Here is a 22117-nt window from a genome sequence, read left to right on the forward strand (position 1 = left end):
AAGGAGAACGTCAAGGCGGTTCCGGGGCGGTATGGCCGGTTTCAGGGGGAGTTGACGGCGCTTCAGGGCCACGACTGTGACGCACCCGCCACACCTTCTCCGTATTCCGGCCCGCGGGGCGCCGCCTGCCGGCTACTTCTCGCTCTGCTTGCGCCAGCGGATACCGGCCTCGATGAAGCCGTCGATCTCGCCGTTGAAGACCGCTTCCGGGTTGCCCATCTCGAACTCCGTACGCAGGTCCTTGACCATCTGGTACGGGTGCAGGACGTAGGAACGCATCTGGTTGCCCCAGGAGTTGCCGCCGTCGCCCTTGAGGGCGTTCATCCTGGCCTGCTCCTCCTGGCGGCGGCGCTCAAGGAGCTTCGCCTGGAGGACGTTCATCGCGGACGCCTTGTTCTGGATCTGCGAGCGCTCGTTCTGGCAGGAGACGACGATGCCGGTCGGCAGGTGGGTCAGGCGCACCGCGGAGTCCGTGGTGTTGACGCCCTGGCCGCCGGGGCCGGAGGAGCGGTAGACGTCGACGCGCAGGTCGGACTCGTCGATCTCGACGTGGTCCGTCTGCTCGACCACGGGCAGCACCTCGACACCCGCGAAGGAGGTCTGGCGGCGGCCCTGGTTGTCGAACGGGGAGACGCGGACGAGGCGGTGGGTGCCCTGCTCCACGGAGAGCGTGCCGTAGGCGTACGGGACCTCGACGGCGAAGGTGGTCGACTTGATGCCGGCCTCCTCGGCGTACGCCGTCTCGTAGACCTCGGTCTTGTAGTTGTGCCGCTCGGCCCAGCGCAGGTACATCCGCTGGAGCCGCTCGGCAAAGTCCGCCGCGTCGACGCCGCCGGCCTCGGCCCGGATGGTGACGAGCGCCTCGCGGGCGTCGTACTCGCCGGACAGCAGCGTGCGGACCTCCATCTCGTCCAGCGCCTTGCGGACGGCTTCGAGCTCGGCCTCGGCCTCGGCCTGCGCGTCCGCGTCGCCCTCGTCCTCGGCGAGCTCGAAGAGGACTTCGAGGTCGTCGATCCGGCCGCGCAGGGCCTCGGCCTTGCGGACCTCGGCCTGGAGGTGCGAAAGCTTGCTGGTGATCTTCTGCGCCGCCTCCGGGTCGTCCCACAGGGACGGGGCGGCCGCCTGCTCCTCAAGCAGGGCGATGTCCCCCCTCAGCGCATCCAGGTCAAGGACGGCCTCGATCGACCCCATGGTCGAGGAGAGGGACTTCAGCTCTTCGGAAATATCGACGACTGCCACGGGTCCAGCGTAACGGCTGTCGGCGCGTACGTTCCTCGGGCCGCCCGATCACCGCCCGACGGGCCGTCCGGGCGCGGCGGGCCGGGCCGCCCTCAGGGGGCCGCGGGGGCGGAGTTCCTGGTGTCCTGCGGGCCCTCGCCGGAGTCGTCGCCGCTCAGCGCGAACCAGCCGCCCACCCCGATCCCGGCCACCAGGAGGAGCGCGGCCGCGCCCAGGGTGAGGCGGCGCTTGCGGATGGCGGCGGACCTGTTGCGGGCCGAGCCGGGGCGGGGCCGGCCGGGGGCGCGCGGGGCGCGGGCGGTGCCCCGGGGGCCGCCGGACAGCTCGTCGGGGGCCGGGACGCGCATGCTCGTGTGGGTGTCCCGGTTGGAGTCCGGGGAGGAGCCGGGGACCAGCGGTACGGCTCCCCGCCTGCGGGGCTCGTCGCCGGCCGGGGTGTACTGCTGCTCGTCGTAGCCCTGCGGGGCCTCCGGCTCGTCGTCCGGCTCGTCCACCTCCAGCGGCGGGATGCCGGCCAGGTGCGGCAGCTGCTCACGGAGGCGGGCGGCCAGCTCGGAGGCGCGCAGCCGGGAGGCCGGGGCCTTGGCCAGGCACTGGACGAGCAGCTGCCACAGCTCGTCGGGGATGCCGGGGAGCGGGACGACGGTCTCGGTGACATGGCGGCGCAGGACGGCGCCGGGGTGGCCGCCGCCGAACGGCGTGAAGCCCGCGAGGAGTTCGTAGAGCACGGTGGCCAGCGCGTAGATGTCGACGGCGGCGCGCGGCGGCAGGCCCTCGACGATCTCGGGCGCCAGGTAGTCCGGGGTGCCGATGATCTTGGTGGTCTTGGTGCGGCGCGGGGTGTCGATGAGCTTGGCGACGCCGAAGTCGGTGAGCAGCGCGGGGTGGGCGTTGCCGGGGCCGAGCGGGCCCTCCATGTCGAGCAGGATGTTCTCGGGCTTGACGTCGCGGTGGACGATGCCCGCGGCGTGCGCTGCGGCGAGGCCGTCGGCGACGTCCGCGACGATGGCGACGGCGGCCTCGGGGGCCAGCCGGCGTTCGCGGTCGAGCCGGGTGCGCAGATCTGTGCCCCGGACCAGGTCCATGACCAGGGCGAGGTCGTTGCCGTCGACCACGAGGTCGCGGACGGCGACGACATGCGGATGGGCGAGCCCGAGCAGCGCGGTGCGCTCCTGGACGAAGCGGCCGACGAGCTCCTGGTCGGACGCGAGGTCCTCGCGGAGCAGTTTGATGGCCACGGGCCCCTCGGGGCCGTCCCCGAGCCACACCGTGCCGGCGCTGCCGCGCCCCAGTATTTGGTGGGCGGTGTACCGGCTGCCGATTTTCCGTGCCAAGACTGCTCCCTCAGCGGCTGGCGATGGACCCTCGCTCAACAACCCCCGGTCGACAAAGTTACGCGGCGATCGGGGGCCTGTGCGCCCTGGTTGGCGCCAACCTTCACTTCTGCGGGCGAATTGCCTCGGAATTGGTCCGCGGAAGTCGATATAGCTACAGAGTTGTGCGGCCGGCCGGGGTTCTCCGGCCGGCCGGTGGCGGCGCGGTCAGGCTTGGCCGCCCAGGTCGGAGATCCAGTCCTTCACCGTGGAGACGGCGTCGGTGATCGCGTGCCAGTAGCTCTGGCCCTCGCCGATCCAGTCCTTGAGCGGGGTGAGTTCCCAGATCAGCCAGCTCGCCACGACGAGCAGGACGAGCGTGAACAGGCAGCCCTTGAGGCAGCCGAGCCCGGGGATCTTCATCGGGTTGGCGCTGCGCTGCCTCGGCTCGCGGGGCGGGCGCTGCTGGGGCTGCGCCGGCTGCTGCGGCGGCGCGTACGGCTGTTGCTGCGGCTGCGGCTGGTACTGCTGTTGCTGCGGCTGGTACTGCTGCTGGGGCTGGGGCCTGTACTGCTGCTGTTGTTGTTGCTGCGGCTGGTACTGCTGCTGCCGGCGCTGGGGGTACTGCTGCGGCTGCTGCTGTTGCTGGGGGTACTGCTGCTGGCGGCGCTGCGGCTGCTGCGGCGGCTGCTGGCGCTGCGGGCGGCGGCGCAGCGGGTCCTGGCTCGGGTCGAGGTACTGGACCTGCGTCTGCTCGTTGCGGTCGCGGGCGGCCTGGAGCTGGGACTGCCAGGGGTGCGGCTCGTCGGAGGGCGGGACGCCGTCGTTCGGCGGCACGGGCGGCAGCACGGCGGTCGGGTCGGCCTGGGAACCGGCGCCGGGACCGCCGCTGTGCGGCAGCACGCTGGTGGGCGCGCCCGGGTCGTACGAGCCCGCGTTGCTCGGCAGCACCTGTGTCGGGTCGGCGGCTCCGGGGACCTCCGGGACCGCGGTGGGCGCCGGGTCGGGCGCGAGGAGGGCCCCGACGCCGTCGGCGGCCGCGATCTGCGCGGCGTTCGCGTGGACCCCGATGCCGGCGGCGACCGTACGCAGGCCGCGGGCCAGGCTCTCGGCGCTCGGCCTGCGGTCCGGGTCCTTGCTCAGGCAGCGCTCGACGACCGTCCACAGCGGTGCCGGGACGGTGCTGGGGCGGCGGGGCTCCTCGCTGAGGTGCCGTTGCAGGACTTCGAGCGCGGTGCCGCCGGCGAACGGCGGGCGGCCGGTGAGCAGCTCGTACAGCAGGATGCCGGCGCCGTAGATGTCGACGGCGGAGGTCTGCGGGCGGCCCTCGGCCGACTCCGGCGCCACGTACGCCGGGGTGCCGACGAACTCGTGGGTCCTGGTCAGGCCCGGGGAGTCGGCGAGGCGCGCGATGCCGAAGTCGGTGAGCATCGGGTGCATCTCGCCGTCGGGGTCGGCCAGCAGCACGTTGGCGGGCTTCAGGTCGCGGTGGACGACGCCGTCCGCGTGGCTGGCGGCGAGCGCGTCGGCGATCTGCGCGGTGAGCAGGGAGGCGGCGACCGGGGTGAGCGGCCCGTTGTCGCGGAGGTAGCGGTGCAGGTCGGGGCCGTCGACCAGGTCCATCACGAGGGCGAGGAGGTCGCCCTCGACGACGAGGTCGCGGGTGCGCACGATGTTGGGGTGGGTCAGCCGCAACAGGACGGAGCGCTCCCGCAGGAACCGCATCACGACGTCCGCGTCGTTGGCCAGCTCCTCCTTGAGGACCTTGATCGCCACGGTCTCGCCGGGCCGGCCGGTCACGGCCGCCTCGGCGCCCGCCTCCTCGCGCTGGCGGGCACGCCAGACGGTGCCCGTGGCGCCGCGTCCGAGCGGCTCCTCAAGCAGGTACTTGCTGCCTACCGGCCGCACGTCATGCGCTCCCTGCTGGTCGTGGTGGTCGATGGTTCTCGTCGGTGCTCGCGGTCCCCGGATGTCCGTCCGGAGTTTCCGGCCCACTCTAGTGCCGCGCCTGTGCCCCCGATCGCGGAGGAAGACGTCCGCGCGGACGGGAAGGTTGCCGGGCGGGGTACGGGCCGGGCCGGGAGAACCGGTCATGCGGCACTTTTGGGGCCACAGCAGACCTTTCAAGATCACTTACTGGTCACCGCCGGGCGTGTTGTCAGTGGCAGGTGCGAGGATGCCTCCAGCACGACTGTGGGTCGGGAGCCCCGCGGTGCGTGACGAACCTGTACCGGACGACGCGTCCGTGCCGGGTGGGGGGAATCACAGGGCGTTCCCCCTGCCGGGCACCACGCGCAGAAGGGACCGCTGACGGCGATGCAGATCCGGCTGACCGTCCTCGCGCCGCCCAGCGGCCAGACCCCGGCGCGCGCCTGCGATGTGCTGGTCACCGCCCCCGCGGGGACGGCGCTGGCCGCCGTCGCGTCCGGCCTGGCGATGGCCGTCGCCGGTCCCGACGGGTCCCTCGGCAGCGGCGCCGTGGTGCTCTTCGCCGGACGGGAGCGGCTGGACGCGCAGCGGTGCGCCCTCGGTGAACCGCCCCTGGTGGACGGGGCGGTGCTCTCGCTCCAGGCGCCCGGCGAGGGCGAGACGGCGGACGACCCCGTCCCCGCCCAGCTGCGGGTGATCGCCGGACCGGACGCGGGCGGGGTCCACCTGCTGCACGGCGGCACGATACGGATCGGCCGCTCCGCCGAGGCCGACGTCCCGCTGGACGACCCCGATGTGTCGCGGCTGCACTGCGAGGTCACCGTCGCGGACGACGGCCGGGTCACGGTGGCCGACCTGGGCTCCACCAACGGCACCTCGCTGGACGGGGCGGAGGTCCGCGACCGCCCGGTCCGGCTGAAACCCGGCGCGCTGCTGCGCCTCGGTGAATCGACGCTCAGACTCGCGTCGGGCGCGCGTACGCCGACGCTGCGGACGGCCCCGGACGGTGAGGGCCACCTGCGGGTGGCCAAGGCCCCGGCCGAGCCCGTCCCCGACCCCGCGTACGACGGTCCGGACGCCCCCGCCGCCCCCGGCAGCGGTCCCGAGGGCCGGCCGGCCGGCCACGACCGCCCCGAAACCGACGACGGGACCGGGTTCCGGCCGGGCTCGGCGGACGGGCATCCCGGCCGCTTCCCGGAGCAGGAGATGCCCCGGCGCGGCGGCATAGGCGCCTGGGCCCGCCGGTTCAAGGGCGGCAGGTCCGAGCCCGCGCCCGCGAGCGCCCCGGAGGCGCCCGCCCCGCCCGCCCCCGATGCCACGTTCACCTCGCTGCCCACCGCCCCGGAGGGCACCTGGCCCGATCCGGCGGCCATCCTGCTGACCGCCCTCGGGCCGGGCCCCCGGCTCTGGGAGCGCGACCCCGCGCACCCGGAGGCGCTGGTGGTCCGGCTGGGCACGACCGACCGGGCCGACCTGCCCGCCGTGCCGGTCACCGTCGGGCTGCGGGAGGCCGGTTCGCTGGGGCTCGCCGGTCCCCCGGAGCGGCTGTCCGGGCTCGCCAGGTCCGCCGTGGCGCAGCTGGCCGCGCTGCACTCCCCCACGGATCTGGAGATCGTGCTGATCAGCACGGACCGGTCGCGCACCGTCGAGGAGCGGCGCCGCGAGTGGGCCTGGCTGGGCTGGCTGCCCCATCTGCGGCCGATGCACGGCCAGGACTGCAGGCTGCTGCTGGCGTACGACCGCGACCAGGCCCTCGCCAGGACGGCCGAGCTGGTGCGGCGGCTGGATGACGGGCCGCTCGGCCCCGGCTGGGCGAGCCTGGACCCGGCGACGGTCGCCGAGGCGGCCGCGCGGCACGAGGGCCCGTTCACCGTGGTGATCGTGGACGGCGACCCGGGCTCGGCGGTGCTCCGGGAGAACACGGCCCGGCTGGCCGCGGCCGGTGCGGCGGCGGGCATCCATCTGATCTGTCTGGCCCGGACCCCGGCCGCCACGCCGACCTCGCCGGTCACCGCGACGTACGAGGCGGCGTGCCACGCCTCGATCGCCTTCCGCGAGTGCGGGGCGGTGGGGATGCTGAGCGGCGACGTGGCGACGGCGCTGCGGCTGCTGCGCACGGCGGGCGGGCGCGCGGCGGGGCACGGCACGGTCGCGGCGGTGGACGCGGTGTCGGCGCACTGGGCGCAGCGGTTCGGCCGGGCGCTGGCCCCGCTGCGCGCGGAGGGCTCGGCCGCGCTGCCGGGCCGCCAGGCGCCCGTGGCGCTCCCGCCGTCCACGCGCCTCCTGGACGAGCTGGGCCTCGCCCGTGCCACCCCGGCGTCCCTGATGGCCCGCTGGGCGTCGACGGCGGACGACCAGCCGGGGGCGACGGTGCGCGGAGCGGGCGGTGAGGCCCGTCCGGCGGCGCCGCGGGTGGGCGCCCAGCGGACGTCGTCGGAGTCGCTGGACTCCCCCGGTTCGGGGCGCTCCCGGTATCCGGGCCCCACCACGGGCGGCTCCGGCCGCACCCCGTATCCGAGCGCCGCCGAGCCGGCCCCGAGGACCCGGACGAGCACCGGCACGCCCTCCGGCGCCTCCGTCCCCCGCCCCGCCGTCTACGCCGGGCGGCCGGTCGTCGTGCTCGGGGCCGGGCCGCGCGGTCCGGTGAGTGTGGATCTCGCCGACGAGGGGCCGCACCTGCTCATCGAGGGCCCCGGCGGCAGCGGGCGTACGGAACTGCTGCGGGCCGTCGCCGCGTCGCTGGCGGCCGCCGCCCGGCCGGACCGGCTGGGCATCGTGCTGGTCGACGGGGCGGGCGGCGAGCGCGGCGAGAGCCTGCGCCCCTGCACCGAGCTGCCGCACGCGTTCACGCACCTGGTGGCCTCCGACCCGGTCAGGATGCGGGAGTTCGCGCAGGCGCTGGGCGGTGAGGTGAAGCGGCGCGCCGAGCTGCTGGGCGGGCTGGACTTCGCCGAGTGGCACAGCCGGCACGAGGCGGGAGGGATGTCCGCGCCCGTTCCGGCACAGAAGTCGGCGCCGGCCCAGGAGGCGGACCGGCGCGTGGCCGGCCCGCGCTCCGTCGGCGCGTCCGAGCAGCGGGGCGATGTCGAGGCGCCGCTGAGCGGCACCCTGCGGCTGCGCCCGGCCGCCGGCCGGACCGTGGACCCGGGGCCGTCGCCGCTGCCCCGGCTGGTGGTGCTCGTGGACGACTTCGACGCGCTCATAGCCCCGGCGCTCGGCAGTCCGGGGCGGCCGGCGGCCGGTTCGGTCGTGCGGGCGCTGGAGGCGGTGGCCAGGGACGGCGGCCGGCTGGGCATCCACCTGGTCGCGACCTCGGCCCGCCCCGACCGTACGGAGGACACCGAGCTGGCCCGCGGGGCGCGGCTGCGCATCGTGCTCGACCCGCCCGCCGTGCCGCCCTCGCCGGACGAGCCGGCGCCGGGCCGGGGCCGGCTCGGGCATCCGGACGGGCGGGTGACGCCGTTCCAGGGCGGCCGGGTGACGGGCCGCATCCCGCGTACGGCGACGCTGCGGCCGACGGTCGTCCCGCTGGAGTGGGAGCGGATGGGCGATCCGCCGACCCGCCGCCCGGTCCGGGAGCTGGGCAACGGGCCGACGGACCTGGCGCTGCTCGCCAGCGCGCTGGAGAGGGCGGCCCGCTCGGTCAACGCGGAACCGCTCACCCCCCTGCACGTCTGACGGAACCGGGCCCGGCCACCGCGAGATCCCGCACGCCCGGCCGAAGCCCCGAAGCCCCGCGCGCCCTCCCGCAATCCCGCACGCCCTCTCGCAATCCCACACGCCGGACGAGGTCCCGCGCGCCCTCCCGCAGTCCCGCGCGCCCTCCCGTAGTCCCGCACGCGCGGCCGCAGTCCCGCACGCCCGGCGCAGGCGCCCAGGGCCTGTCCGGCGGATCGTCGCGGGCCCGCGACGCCCGGCACGCGCCAGACACCGCGAGCCGATCCACGAAGATCCGACGGACAGGCCCTACACCCCGCGCGAGGGGCCGCGCCACCCCTGTACCCCCCCTCGGGGGACGCCGGCGGACCCCGTACGGGAGGCCGGGCCGACCCCTGGGAACGGGCCGCAACCCGAGCGCTACCCGAGTCATGCCGGAGCCACCCCTGAGCGGCGCCGGAGCCCCTCTCCTCCCTCATCCCCCAATGGCCGGATACCTGCACTGAGGTGACGTCACGAGCCCATCACGATCAAGGAGTTGGCCCCGAAGACGGTATTGCGGCGCCCGCACACCGGGCGTAGGACTGTGCCCACACGACGACGTGACGCACGACCGGCAGCGCGGGTTTTCCGAACCGGTGCCGGTCACGGCGCACGCGCACAGAGAGACGGGGCAGGAATGGGCACAACCCTTCGGATGCGCAGGGCAGCCGTGGTGTTCGCCGCCATCGGCGCACTGGCCCTCACCGGTTGCAGCGACGACGGTGACGGCGGAGACAAGAAGACGGACGAAGGCGGCTCCACGACGGGCAAGGACTCCACGCCGAGCGTCGTTCTACCGAAACTGGACGGTGAGAAGCTCTCTGTCGCCGCGGTCTGGACGGGTGCCGAACAGGCCAACTTCGTCAAGGTCCTCAAGGAGTTCGAGAAGCGGACCGGCGCAAAGGTGACGTTCGTCCCGGCGCAGGACCCGATCGTCAACTTCCTCGGTACGAAGATCGCGGGCGGGCAGCCGCCGGACGTCGCGGTGATCCCGCAGGTCGGGGCGATCCAGCAGGCCGTGGCGAAGAAGTGGGCCAAGCCGCTCGGTGACGAGGCGAAGGCCCAGCTCGGCAAGAACTACGCGAAGGTCTGGCAGGACCTCGGCGCGGTGGACGGCACCCAGTACGGCGTCTACTACAAGGCCGCCAACAAGTCGCTGGTCTGGTACAACACCGCGGTGTTCGAGAACGCGGGCGCGTCCGAGCCGAAGACCTGGAAGGAATTCCTGGCGACGGCCGAGACGGTGTCCGCTTCGGGCATCACTCCGGTCTCGGTCGGCGGCGCGGACGGCTGGACGCTCACCGACTGGTTCGAGAACGTCTACCTCTCCCAGGCGGGCCCGGAGAAGTACGACCAGCTGGCCCAGCACAAGATCAAGTGGACGGACCCGTCCGTCAAGGACGCGCTGACCTCGCTGGCCCAGCTCTTCGGCAAGCCGTCCCTGATCGCGGGCGGCGCCAACGGCGCGCTCCAGACCGAGTTCCCGACGTCGGTCACCCAGACCTTCACCGGGGGCGACCAGCCCAAGGCCGCCATGGTCTACGAGGCCGACTTCGTCGCCGTCAACATCGGGCAGACGAAGGCGAAGATCGGTACGGACGCCAAGGTCTTCCCGTTCCCCGCGGTCGGCGCCGAGTCGCCCGTGGTGACCGGTGGCGACGCGGCGATCGCGCTGAAGGACGGCAAGGGCGCCCAGGCGCTGCTGACCTGGCTGGCCTCCACCGAGGCCGCGAAGATCGCCGCCGAGCAGGGCGGGTTCATCTCGCCGAACAAGGCCCTGGACCCGGCCGCGTACCCGAACGAGGTGCAGCGCACGATGGCCAAGGCGCTGATCGCGGCCGGTGACGCCGTCCGGTTCGACATGTCCGACCAGACTCCGCAGTCGTTCGGCGGGACGCCCGGCAAGGGCGAGTGGAAGATCCTCCAGGACTTCCTGAAGAACCCGAAGGACATCGCCGGGACCCAGGCAGCGCTGGAGTCGGCGGCGGCCAAGGCGTACAAGAGCTGACGGCATGACGACAGCGGCAGCGGGGGGCGCCGACGAGGCGCCCCCCGCCGACAAGCAATCCTCAGGCGGGACTTCGGTACCCGCCCCCAGAAAGGCCGGGCCCGCCCCGTCCGGCTCCCCCGGCGCGCGGAGCGGACGGAGCGTGACGGGCACCCGCACGGTGATCGCGGCGGTCTTCCTGCTGCCCGCGCTGGTGCTGCTCGGGGCGCTCGTGGTGTACCCGATCGTGTACTCCGTCTACCGGTCGTTCTTCGACCAGGCGGGTACGGGCTTCGCCGGCATCGACAACTACAAGGCGCTGTTCACGGACGACACCATCCGTACGGCGGTCAAGAACAACGCGATCTGGGTGGTGTTCGCCCCGACGGTCGCCACCGCCCTCGGGCTGATCTTCGCGGTCCTCACCGAACGCATCCGCTGGGGCACGGCCTTCAAGCTGATCGTCTTCATGCCGATGGCGATCTCGATGCTCGCCGCGGGCATCATCTTCCGGCTGGTGTACGACCAGGCGCCGGAGCGCGGGGTGGCCAACGCGGTGTGGGTGGGCGTGCACGACACGTTCGCCGAGTCGTCGGGCTTCCCCAAGGCGCATCCGCTGCCCGTCCACCCGCTGAAGGCGGCGGGCGGCGGGGCCTTCGTGACGAAGACTCCGGTACGGGCGGGAGAGCCGGTCCAGCTGCCCCTGGTCGGCGTGCTTCCGGCGAAGATGCCGGGCGACGCCAAGCCGGCCAGGGCACCCGGGCCGGGGAACGACGGGGAGATCACCGGCACCGCGTGGCTGGACTTCACCAAGGGCGGCGGGGGCAGACCCAATGTCATCGACGCCAAGGAGCTGGGGCTCAAGGGCATCAAGGTGGAGGCCGTCAAGGACGGCAAGGTGGTCGCGTCGGCCACGGCGGGCGCCGACGGTACGTTCACGCTGCCCGCGTCCGCGGACGGCGCCGAACTCCGGCTCCCGGCTTCCAACTTCAAGGAGCCGTACAACGGCGTGGAATGGCTCGGCCCGAGCCTCGTGACGCCCGGCATCATCGGGAGTTACGTCTGGATGTGGGCGGGCTTCGCCATGGTGCTGATCGCGGCGGGCCTCGCCGGTCTGCCGCGTGAACTCCTCGAAGCGGCCCGGGTGGACGGGGCCAACGAGTGGCAGGTGTTCCGCCGGATCACCGTGCCGATGCTCGCCCCGGTCCTCGCGGTGGTGCTGGTCACGCTGATGATCAACGTGCTGAAGGTCTTCGACCTGGTGTTCATCATCGCGCCGGGCTCGTCCCAGGACGACGCGAACGTGCTGGCGCTCCAGCTGTACCGGTCCTCGTTCGGCACGGACGCGGACCTGGGGATCGGCAGCGCCATCGCCGTACTCCTGCTGCTGCTGGTGATCCCGGTGATGCTCTTCAACATCAGGCGGATACGGAAGGAGGGGCGCCGATGACGACTCCCTCGGCCACCACCGCCCCCGGCGGGCCGGACGGCGTCCCGGACATCGGCACGCTGAAGGCCCGGCGGTCGCGGGCCGCCCGGATCGCGGCGCGTGCGGGCGGCGGCGCGATGCGGGTCTTCCTGATCCTGGTTGGCCTGTTCTGGCTGATGCCGACCATCGGGCTGCTGCTGTCCTCGCTGCGCAGCCCGGAACGGATCGCGTCGACCGGCTGGTGGAAGATCTTCACCGCCCCGTCCGAGCTGACCTTCGACAACTACTCCCGGCTGCTGGACAATTCGACGTTCACCCACTCGCTGTTCAGCACGATCATGATCACCGTGCCCTCCACGGTGCTGGTGGTGGTGATCGGCTCGCTCGCCGGGTACGCGTTCGCCTGGATGGACTTCCCCGGCCGGGACTGGTGGTTCCTGCTGGTCGTGGGGTTGCTGGTGGTCCCGGTGCAGGTCGCGCTGATCCCCGTGTCGAAGCTGTTCGGCGAGATCGGGATCTTCGAGACGACGCTCGGGGTGATCCTGTTCCACACGGCCTTCGGGCTGCCCTTCGCGATCTTCCTGCTGCGCAACTTCTTCGCGGAGATCCCCCGGGAGCTGCTGGAGGCGGCGCGGCTGGACGGGGCGGGTGAGATCCGCCTCTTCACCCGGGTCGTGATGCCGCTGGGCGGGCCGGCCATCGCCTCGCTCGGGATCTTCCAGTTCCTCTGGGTCTGGAACGACATGCTGGTCGCGCTGATCTTCGCGGACTCCGGGTCCCCGCCGATCACGGTGGCGCTCCAGCAGCAGGTGCGGCAGTTCGGCAACAACATCGACGTGCTGGCGCCCGGCGCCTTCATCTCGATGGTGATCCCGCTCGCCGTCTTCTTCGCCTTCCAGCGCCAGTTCGTCTCGGGCGTGATGGCGGGGGCGGTCAAATAACCGGCGGGACATACGCGCATACGCGAGCAGGCGGGGCGGTCCGGCAGTCACGGGCCGCCCCGCCCTGCCGCGTACGGACTGTTGGGGCCTTTCGCTCGGGTCGGACCGGGCTCGCGGGGTCTGACCCAGACGACCGGCCCTGATGCCCCCGCGCACGGGCCGGGGCGCCCGGCATCCACCCGTGCGCCCCGAATTGCCCAAGGTTCACTTACTGTCCCGGGTAGTATGATAAGTGGGGCCTTCATCAGCCGCGCGGTCGACCACTCATCCGGGCCCGACGCGCCCGTCTCTTCGACCCTCGTACGTCTGCCCGCCCCCTGACCGTCCTGCGGAGCACACCCCCAGTACGCTGTGTGCTCCCCCAGTACGCACAGTCCGAGAAAGAGTCCGTATGCCCCGGCTGAGTGTCATCATCCCCGTCCGTCGCGCCCGAGGCAGTCTGCGCGAGTGCCTGGAGTCGGTGCTCTCCCAGTCGTTCACGGACATCGAGGTCATCGGGGTCGACGACGGTGCTCCGGACGGCTCCGGCCTGGTTCTGGACGAGTTCGCCGCACGCGACAGCCGCGTACAGGCCGTGCACCTGGCGCCCGGCGCCGGCGCGCACGGACGGCGCAACGCCGGTGCCGAGCGGGCGACCGGGGACTACCTCCTCTTCCTGGAGGGCCACTACATCCACCTGCCCGGCGCGCTCCAGGCCATCGCCGACCGGCTGGAGGCCACCGGCGACCCGGACGCCCTGCTGTTCGGCCACCGCAAGCGCCCCTTCCGCGGCAAGACCCGCTCGACCAGGTCGCTGGAGAAGCTGGCCGCGATGCCCGAGGGACCGTTCACCCTCGCCGAGCGCCACGACCTCCTCGACATCGCCCCGGTGTCCTGGAACCGGGCGGTGCGCCGCACCCTCGCCGAGCGCGAGAGCCTGGTCTTCGGCCCCGGTCCGCACGGCGAGCGGATGTACGCGCTGGAGGCCGTCGCCGTCGCCGCTTCCGTCGCCACCCTGGACACGGCCTGCGTCGAGCACCGCACGCAGCGCCACCTGCCGGGCCTCGTGGACGACGCCGAGCCCTCGGTCGGCTCGACGCCGCTGGAGCTCGTCGACGCGTACGACGCGCTGATGACCTTCGTCGAGGCACGCCCGGCCCTGAAGCCGGTGCGCGGCCTCCTCTTCGACCGCGCGGTCCAGGAGCTGCTGTCCGCCTACCCGGGGGTGACCAAGCGCCGCCGCCAGTACGTGAGCGCGGTCGCCTCGTTCCACGGCGCCCACCGCCCGGACGGCTTCAAGTTCCCCGGCGGCGCCAAGGGCCTGCGCCCGCAGCTGATGGGCGGCGGGAAGTACGCCGCGCTCGGCGCCCTGGACACCGCGCTCGCCACCCGCCGCAACCTGCGCTCCGCGCCAACCACCGCGCGCGCGAAGGCGAAGAAGCAGTTCACCAAGCGCTACTACACGGCGCAGCGCAAGCTCCCGCTCGACCCCAAGCTGGCCGTGTACGCCGCCTACTGGAACCGCGGCGTCAGCTGCAACCCCGAGGCGATCTACCGCAAGGCGAAGGAACTGGCCCCGGACATCCACGGGGTGTGGGTGGTGTCGAAGAACCAGGTGGACTCGGTGCCCGAGGGCATCGACTACGTGGTGCCCGGCACCCGTCGCTACTGGTCGGTGCTGGCCCGCGCCACGTACTTCTTCAACAACGTCAACTTCCCCGACCACCTGGTCAAGCGCCCCGGCCAGATCCATGTGATGACCCATCACGGCACTCCGCTGAAGATCATGGGCATGGACCAGCAGAACTACCCGGCGGCCGCCCAGGGGCTCAACTTCGACCGGCTGCTCAAGCGCGTCGACCGCTGGGACTGGAGCGTCTCCGCCAACCCGCACTCCACCGAGGTGTGGTCCCGCGCCTACCCGAGCGCCGCGCGTGCGCTGGAGACGGGCTACCCGCGCAACGACGTCTTCGCGACGGCGACCGAGGAGCAGATCGCCAGGATCCGCGAGGACCTCGGCATCCGCCCCGGGCAGCGCGCCCTGCTGTACGCGCCGACCCACCGCGACTACGAGTCCGGCTTCACCAACCGCCTGGACCTGGACAAGTTCTGCGCGGAGGTGGGCCCCGACACCGTGGTCCTCATGCGCGCCCACTACTTCTACGGCGGGGCGGGCCTGCCCGAGAACGCGTCGGTCATCGATGTCTCCACGTACCCGCGCGTCGAGGACCTGTGCCTGGCGGCGGACGCGCTGATCACGGACTACTCGTCGGTGATGTTCGACTACGCCCACCTCGGCCGCCCGATCGTCATCCACGCCCCGGACTGGGAGACGTACCGCACGGTGCGCGGTGTCGTCTTCGACCTGCTCTCCGGGCAGCCGGGCGAGACGCCGGGCGCCGTGGCCACGACCACCGAGGAGCTGGCGGCGGCCTTCACCGACGGCAGCTGGGACAGCCCGGAGAACGAGGCGCTGCTCAAGGCGTTCAAGGAGCGGTTCTGCCCGTACGACGACGGCCGCGCCTCCGAGCGCGTCGTGCGCCGCGTCCTGCTGGGCGAGGAGCCGCCGGCCGCCGGGACCGTCTGAGTCCGTACGACGCCGAAGGGCCCGCCACCGGAGCGTTCCGGTGGCGGGCCCTTCGGCGTCGTACGGACTCAGCCCTGTTGACCGGCCATGACCGTGACGAGGCCGACCACCACGAGCAGCGAGCCGCCCCAGGTCCACAGCGAGGTCCGCTCGTGCAGCACGGTCGCCCCGGCGAGCACGATCAGCAGGTAGCCGAGCGCGTTGAAGGGGTAGGCGACGGAGAGCGGCACCTTGGCCAGCGTCGTCATCCAGGCGAGCGCGGACACCGCGAAGACCACCAGGCCGAGCACGACCCAGGGGCTGCCGGCGGCGCGCAGCGCGACGGAGCCGCCGTCCCGCCCGGCGGCGGCAGCGGCGCCCTTCATCCCGTGCTTGAGCATGATCTGGCCGCCCGCCGACGAGAACACGGCGAACAGGAGCAGCAGCACACTGGGGAGGGTCAAGGCCTTGCTCCTGACTGCGGGGGCGGGGGGCTCGGGCGCCGGGACCGCGGCGGGCCCGGGGCGGGGCGCCTCAGACACCGACCCGGTCGGCGGGGACGTACTGTCGGTTGAGGATGTCCTGTACATCGACGTGCTCTCCAGCGATGATCGTCTCGGCCGCATGCGGGGTGAGCAGTGCGACGTGCTGATAGCCGAACAGCGTCGGCCGGACACGGGTCAGCAGCCGCGACATCCCGCCGAGCACCGCGGCGAGCGGTCCCCGGCCGAGCAGCGACCAGAACGGCGCCCCGGTGGACGCGAGGTCCAGGACGTCGTATCCGGCGGCGCGCACGGTGCGGCGCAGGCTGGCCCGGGTGAAGAAGCGCAGATGCGTTTCGTCGAGGATGCCCCGGCGGTCGTAGCCGAAGGCCCCGACGGCGACCCGCAGCCGGGAGTACCAGTGGCTGAAGTTGGGCACGGACAGCAGCACCCGGCCGCCGGGCCGCAGCACGCCCGCGACCTCGGCGAGGACGCGTTCGGGGCGGGAGAGGTGCTCGATGACGTCCCCGGCCACCACGTAGTCGAAGCCGGTGCCGATGTCCGCGGGCAGCCCCTCCTCCAGGTTGGCGAGGTGGAAGTGGGTGCACCTCTCGCGGACGCCCGGCACCTCGACGTAGTCCACGCCGGTCACCTCGTGGCCCAGGGACTCCAGGCGTTCGGCGAACAGGCCGCCGGAGCAGCCGAGATCGAGGACCCGGCCGGGAGGCAGCCGGCGCATCTTCTCCAGGATGACGGCGTGCGAGGAGCCGTCGCCCTCCTTGAAGGCGTAGTCGACGGGCTTGGGGATCCAGGGGCAGGTCCCGAACCCCTTGACGGCCAGCCGGTATTCGAGGACGTCCTTGACGACGTCCTTGGCGTACTTCATGCCGTTGACGTAGCAGATCTCGTCGCCGTAGTACGTGGGCACCGGGATCTCCTTGATCCGCATGCCCGCGTTCAGCAGCTGGACGATGATCTGGGTGTCGAAGTCGAAGGCGTCGGTGTTCCGGTCGATCGGCAGCTGCTTCAGGGCGGCGACGCTGTAGGCGCGGTAACCGGAGTGGAATTCGGTCAGTCCGGAGCCGAGCAGGCCGTTCTCCAGCCGGGTGAGGACGCGGTTGCCGAGCCACTTGTACATCGGCATGCCGCCCTTGAGGGCGCTGCCCGACGTCATCATCCGTGACCCGAACACGGCTTCGCACTCGCCGCGTTCGATGGGGGCGACCATCTCGGGGAGGAGTTCGGGGGCGTACTGTCCGTCGCCGTGCAGCAGCACGACGATGTCCAGTCCGTGCTCGGCCGCCAGGGCGTATCCGGCCTTCTGGTTGCCGCCGTAGCCGAGGTTCTTGGTGTGCCGCATCACCACGGTCCGCGGCATTCCCTCGGCCTGCGACCAGCGGCAGCCCGCGGTGAAGGTCGCGTCGTGGCTCGCGTCGTCGAGGATGAGGACCTCGTCGATCCGGGACCGGAAGTCCTCCGGAATCCGGTCGAGGGTCTTCTCCAGCGTTGTCTCCGCGTTGTACGCGACCACCAGGATGCCGATCCTGGGACTCGGGCTTTCCTTCACGGGGCGTTCTCCAGTTGCGCTCGGGGGGCGGTTTCGGTCGACGGATGGACAGGGCCGGTGGCCGCGAGGACCCGGCGCAGACCGGTGGCGAGCCCGGCCGCCAGTACGAGCCAGCCGGCGGCGCCCAGGTACAGCACGGGCTCGCTCCAGCGCACGGCGGAGCGCCCGCTGTAGCCGAGTACGGCGACCAGGCCGACGACCGCGCTGTACGTGAACCCCTCGGCCGCGCCGAGTACGAACATCCCGGCGGCCGCCCAGGTCAGGTACTGGAGGCCGGAGGCGGTGGACAGGAGCAGCAGCAGGCCCAGGGTGAGGGCGACGACACCGGGGAGCTGGGCGGGCCGCAGCCAGGCGAGCCGGATTCCGGCGGCCACGCAGACCAGCACGACGAGGAAGTGGCCGCCGCCCTGCATGAAGGTGATGACGGACTCGGGCAGCCCGATGACGTCCGCGAACCGTACGAGGCCCCACAGCCGGTAGCTGCCGCCCGCGTACTCCAGGACGTTGCGCTCCAGGTCCAGCGGCACGGTCACCAGGGCCGGCCCCCACACGAGCGCGCCGAGCCCCGCGAAGCCCGCGGCGAAGCGGACCAGGACCGGGCGCCCGCCGCGCAGCGCGGCCACGAACAGGGCGGGGATCACCACCACCGGGATGAACTTGACGCTGATCGAGAGCGCCGCGGCCACGCCCGCGGCGAGCGGCGCCTTCCGGTCGGCCAGCAGGTGGGCCGCGGCCAGGGCGAAGGCGATGGCGACCGCGTCGGTGTTGCCGTGGTAGCCGGAGGTGGAGATGAGCACCGGGCTGACGGCGACGCCGATGCCGCAGAGCATCGCGGTGCGCGGGGCGGCCCGGCGGCGGACGATCTCGAACACGAGGAGCGCGCAGCAGAAGTCGGCGGCCGACGCGGGGATCCTGATCAGGGTGGAGAAGGAGAGGCCGAGGCCGGTGAGGCCGTCCAGCCCCATCAGCATCCAGCCGGCCAGCGGTGGGTGGTTGTAGACGGGCAGGCCGGGAAGCGGGTGCTCGTAGATGCGGACGGGGCCGTACACGGTGATGGCCTCGGCGAACCCCCGGAAGATGCGCACGTCGGCCGGGCCGGGCGAGTTGGCCGCGATGATCATGCGGGCGATGAAGCCGGCGACCGCCGCGAGGAGTACGGTGGTTCCGGCCCGCCGTACGTCCCTTTCGCCCCACATTCGGATACCCATGGAAGCAGAACGTAGCAAGGAGGCGACGCTAAGCAACGCACCGAACCGTCACCGTCGCGTAAACCCCCGCCCCGGACACACCCGTGCCCGGCCGGTGGCGGTACCGGCCGGGCACGGGAGGGGCGGTGGGCCCCAGGGGTGTCGGCTACAGCATGCGGTCGACCACGCGGGCGGTCGCCCGGCCGTCGTCGAGGTCGCAGAAGTCGTGCCGGAACTGCTCGTACGCCTTGGCGTGTCCCGCGATGGCCCGCTCCGGGTCGCGCAGCGCCTCGATCAGGTCGTCGGAGCCCGGGATCAGGGGTCCGGGCGCCCGGGACTCGAAGTCGAAGCTGAATCCGCGCAGCGTGTCGCGGTAGTGCTCCAGGTCGTAGGTGTGGAAGAGCATCGGCCGCCCGGTCTGGGCGAAGTCGAACATCAGCGAGGAGTAGTCGGTGACCAGGGCGTCGCTGATGAGCATGAGTTCACCGACGTCGGGGTAGCGGGAGACGTCGCGGACGAAGCCGGTGCCGCTGTCCGGGAGCCGGTCGGTGACCATGTAGTGACGGCGCACCAGAAGCACGGTGTCGTCGCCGAGTTCGCGTTCGGCGGCGGCCAGGTCGAGCTGGAGGCCGAGCGAGTAGCGGCCGCCGCCCAGGCGCTGGTCCTCGCGCCAGGTCGGCGCGTACAGGACGACGCGCTTGCCGGCCGGGATGCCGAGCTTCTCCCGTACCGCCGCGGCGACCTTGGCGCGGTCGGGGGCGTGGAAGATGTCGTTGCGCGGATAGCCGCACTCCAGGACCTCGCCCTCGAAGCCGAACGAACGGCGCAGGACGGGCGTGGAGTACGTGTTCGGCGAGACCAGGAAGTTCCACTGCTTGGCCCGCTCGGCGAGGGTGGCGATGTAGGCGGCGTTCGCCTGGGCGGTGCCCGCGAGTTCGAGGCCGATGCGCTTGAGCGGGGTGCCGTGCCAGGTCTGGACGACGGTCTGGTCCTCGCGCCGCACGAACCACTCGGGCAGCTGCGTGTTGGTGACGATGTAGCGGCTGCGGGCCAGCGCCTCGTGCCAGGCGACCGAGCCGTGCTCGACGGCGGTGGCGCCCTCGGGGATGATGGCCTGCTGGTCGCGGACGACCCAGAGGTGCTCCACCTCGGTGCCCCGGCGCACCAGCTCCTCGTAGACGGCGCGCGGCGAGTCGGAGAACTGGCGGCCGTCGAAGGTGCTGTAGAGGGCGGCGGCGCGCACCGGTTCGGTGCGCTGGGCCGCGTAGGCCTCGCTCAGCAGGCGCTTGGCGCGCGGGCCGCGTTCGGCGGCGCCGAGCACGGAGCCGGAGACGACGAGGAGCTGGTCGCCGAAGCGCCGTTCCAGGGTGTAGTCCCGGCCGGAGAGGTGGCGGGTGACGGGCAGGGTGTGGAAGGCCGAGGCGGGGATGCGCAGCGCGCGGTCGCGGCTCTCGTCGGCGGCGCCCCTGTCCCGGAGGAAGAAGTACCAGTTGCCCTCGCCCAGCGGCAGCGCGCCGCCCGGTCCCTCGACGGCGTCGGGCCGCAGTTCGGCGCGGAAGCGGCGCGCGTCCTCGGGTCCGGTGAACTCGACCGGGAAGATCTGCTCCTCGCGGTGGCTGCTGTTCTGCGCGACCAGCTCGACCGGGTGCTCCGGGTCCTCGGGGTAGGTGCCCTCCAGGAACAGCCGGCCGTCGTCCGTCCAGCTCGCCAGTTCGACGGCGGGCTGCACGGGGCGGTCGCTGATCACCAGGTTGCCGCGCGCGCTGGCGAAGAAGGCCAGCTCGCCGGCCCCGCCGCCGGAGGAGTCGGCGAGGGGGTAGCGGCCGGGCGGCACCGCGCCCGGTGTGTCGAGCGACGCCTTCAGGCCGCCCGGGCCGGTCAGGTGGACGCTGTACGCCATGCTCCTGGGCGCGTCGTCCTCCGTGGGGCGGGCCTCCTCGATCGCGGGGAGCCGGAGTTCGGCGGTGAAGCGGCTCCAGCCGGCGGCGGGGCCGCCGCCTCCGCTCACGGTGACCGGGACCTCGTACGTGGCCTTGGTGGCGCCGTGCGTCAGACGCAGCGTCAGTTCGCCCTTGACGAGGCGGGACCGGACCACGCCGGTGACCCGGACGGTGCCGGCCGTGTCGCCCGCGTCGTGCGACTCGAACCGGGCGTCGACCCGCTCGGCGTGCACCACCAGCTTGTCGCCCTCGAAGGCGGGCACGATGCGGTGGTCACCGTCGGGGCGGTGGACGGGCGGCGCGACGGAGGCCTCCCGGACGGACGGGTAGGCGCGGCGCAGCAGGCCGTTCCTGGCGATGCCGACCTCGAACTGCCAGGTGAGCTGCTTGGGGCCGCCGTCGCCCCGGATGCGGAGCTTGGAGGCGTCGACCGAGGTCTCGAAGCCGGATCGGTGGTAGTCGTGCAGGCTCTGGCGGGCGCGGGCGGTGGCCTCGGGCTCGTCGACCCGGCGCAGCCGCAGCGGGACGACGTTGCGCCGGCCGGCGCGGAGCCAGCCGATCCGGAACTCGCTGGGCCCGGAGGTGACGGGCAGGTTGCGGACGTACGCGTAGCCCTTGAGGTGCAGCTTGCCGTCGCGCCACCGGGCGTCGCGCAGCCGGGCGGCGAGCGGCAGGTCGCGGTCGGCGACGCGCAGCACCGGGGCGGGCACGGGCCGGGTGAGGACGGGGTAGTTGGCCTGGCGCCGGCGCACACCGCTGACCTCGAAGGCGCCGGGTTCGCGCTTGTCCTGGATGAGCAGCGCCAGCAGCTCGTCCATGCGGTGCTCGCGCACCAGGTACCACATCACGCGCAGGCGCAGCGGAAGCCCGTCGAGCACCGAGGGGTCGACCTGGTCGAGGAACTTGTTGGTGTACGTGAGGAACGCGGCGCGGTATTCCTCGTCGCCGTCGGGCAGGACCTCCATGAAGTACCAGAGGTCGTTGGCCAGCGCGTGGTCCTCGTAGTGGTTCTTGTCGGCGGGCGTGCGGTTCTGGGCCAGGAACGTCGAGACGCCCTGCACGTGCGCGACGCGGTCGCGGACGCCCCGGACGACGGCCCGGCTGGTGGTGATCGAGCCGGGGCGGTCGCGCCAGTGGTAGACGGGGTCCTTGATGATGTCGACCGACTTGGCCAGGAAGTGCGCGGGCAGCACGACGGGGATGTCCTCGTACAGCGCGCCGACCGGGAAGGCGAACTCGTTCTTGTCCCAGAAGGAGCGGCGGAAGACCTTGTTGCAGGCGATGCGGTCGCCGAGGAGGTCCAGGTCGCGGGAGACGTGGGTCTTCAGCCGGGTGGTGGCCATCGGCTTGCGGAACATCGGCGACTGCTGGAGCTTGCCGCCGCCCCGCAGGCGCAGCACGTTGCCGGACGCGAGGTCCGAGCCGGTCTCCTCCAGGGCGCCGACGAGCAGTTCGTACGCGTTCGGCGGGATCACGTCGTCGCTGTCGACGAAGGCCAGGTAGCGGCTCTCCGGGTCGCAGTTGCGGACACCGGTGTTACGGGCGTGCCCCAGTCCGCCGTTCTTCTGGCTGACCAGCTTGAAGCGGTCGTCCTGCGCGGCGAATTCGGCGGCCAGAGCGGCACTGCCGTCGGTGGACCCGTCGTCGACCATCACCACCTCGAGGTCGGTCATGGTCTGCTCCGCGAGGGACTTCAGGCAGTCCGTCAGGAAGAGTTCCACGTTGTAGACGGGGACAACGACACTGAGCCGTGGCGGCATGTTGAGCACGTCCGTTCATCAAGGGCCTGGCTATCCGTAGGGCTCAACCGTATGGACGGTCGGGGGTCACCGGTTACGGTCCCGAACGAGTGACTACGC

The 22117-nt window shown here is 72.7% G+C and carries 12 protein-coding genes; 5 read left to right on the plus strand and 7 right to left on the minus strand.

What is annotated here, in order from left to right; translation table 11 throughout:
* Window positions 1-132: 132 nt before the first annotated feature.
* The 3 genes from prfB to B082_RS0132445 form a co-directional block, all read right to left on the minus strand.
* The gene (gene prfB / locus B082_RS0132435) at window positions 133-1239 is read right to left on the minus strand and encodes a peptide chain release factor 2 (protein WP_018555949.1); all 1107 of its coding nucleotides are present in this window, start codon (window positions 1237-1239) and stop codon (window positions 133-135) included.
* A 92-nt stretch (window positions 1240-1331) separates the two neighbouring features.
* Window positions 1332-2573, minus strand: coding sequence for a serine/threonine-protein kinase (locus tag B082_RS0132440; RefSeq protein ID WP_018555950.1), 1242 nt, complete (start codon window positions 2571-2573; stop codon window positions 1332-1334).
* Between the two features lie 207 nt (window positions 2574-2780).
* Window positions 2781-4460 (minus strand): serine/threonine-protein kinase, encoded by a 1680-nt coding sequence (locus B082_RS0132445; RefSeq protein WP_018555951.1) that lies wholly within the window; start codon window positions 4458-4460, stop codon window positions 2781-2783.
* A 408-nt stretch (window positions 4461-4868) separates the two neighbouring features.
* Here B082_RS0132445 and B082_RS0132450 point away from each other — a divergent pair, with 408 nt between their 5' ends.
* From B082_RS0132450 to B082_RS0132470, 5 genes are all read left to right on the plus strand, one after another.
* Window positions 4869-8159: an FHA domain-containing protein gene (locus tag B082_RS0132450; protein WP_018555952.1), complete on the plus strand. Its 3291-nt coding sequence runs from the start codon at window positions 4869-4871 to the stop codon at window positions 8157-8159.
* 658 nt (window positions 8160-8817) lie between these two features.
* The gene (locus tag B082_RS0132455; protein ID WP_199783879.1) at window positions 8818-10188 is read left to right on the plus strand and encodes an ABC transporter substrate-binding protein; all 1371 of its coding nucleotides are present in this window, start codon (window positions 8818-8820) and stop codon (window positions 10186-10188) included.
* A gap of 4 nt (window positions 10189-10192) precedes the next feature.
* Window positions 10193-11617 (plus strand): carbohydrate ABC transporter permease, encoded by a 1425-nt coding sequence (locus B082_RS0132460; RefSeq protein ID WP_078622711.1) that lies wholly within the window; start codon window positions 10193-10195, stop codon window positions 11615-11617.
* Window positions 11614-12537 (plus strand): carbohydrate ABC transporter permease, encoded by a 924-nt coding sequence (locus tag B082_RS0132465; protein WP_018555955.1) that lies wholly within the window; start codon window positions 11614-11616, stop codon window positions 12535-12537. Before B082_RS0132460 ends, B082_RS0132465 begins: the two co-directional genes overlap by 4 nt.
* A gap of 391 nt (window positions 12538-12928) precedes the next feature.
* Entirely contained in the window at window positions 12929-15103 is a 2175-nt protein-coding gene (locus tag B082_RS0132470) for a bifunctional glycosyltransferase/CDP-glycerol:glycerophosphate glycerophosphotransferase (protein ID WP_018555956.1), read from the plus strand.
* 68 nt (window positions 15104-15171) lie between these two features.
* Here the strand turns inward: B082_RS0132470 and B082_RS0132475 are convergent, their stop codons facing one another.
* From B082_RS0132475 to B082_RS0132490, 4 genes are all read right to left on the minus strand, one after another.
* Window positions 15172-15546 (minus strand): EamA family transporter, encoded by a 375-nt coding sequence (locus B082_RS0132475; protein ID WP_202453469.1) that lies wholly within the window; start codon window positions 15544-15546, stop codon window positions 15172-15174.
* A gap of 70 nt (window positions 15547-15616) precedes the next feature.
* Entirely contained in the window at window positions 15617-17131 is a 1515-nt protein-coding gene (locus tag B082_RS0132480; RefSeq protein WP_018555958.1) for a bifunctional glycosyltransferase/class I SAM-dependent methyltransferase, read from the minus strand.
* Complete coding sequence (locus tag B082_RS0132485; protein ID WP_018555959.1) at window positions 17128-18327, minus strand: glycosyltransferase family 39 protein; 1200 nt, start codon at window positions 18325-18327, stop codon at window positions 17128-17130. The genes B082_RS0132480 and B082_RS0132485 overlap by 4 nt, the downstream gene beginning before the upstream one ends.
* 157 nt (window positions 18328-18484) lie before the next feature.
* The gene (locus B082_RS0132490) at window positions 18485-22027 is read right to left on the minus strand and encodes a CDP-glycerol glycerophosphotransferase family protein (RefSeq protein ID WP_018555960.1); all 3543 of its coding nucleotides are present in this window, start codon (window positions 22025-22027) and stop codon (window positions 18485-18487) included.
* Window positions 22028-22117 lie beyond the last annotated feature (90 nt).

The organism is Streptomyces sp. ATexAB-D23, from assembly GCF_000373645.1.
GTDB lineage: Bacteria > Actinomycetota > Actinomycetes > Streptomycetales > Streptomycetaceae > Streptomyces > Streptomyces castrisilvae.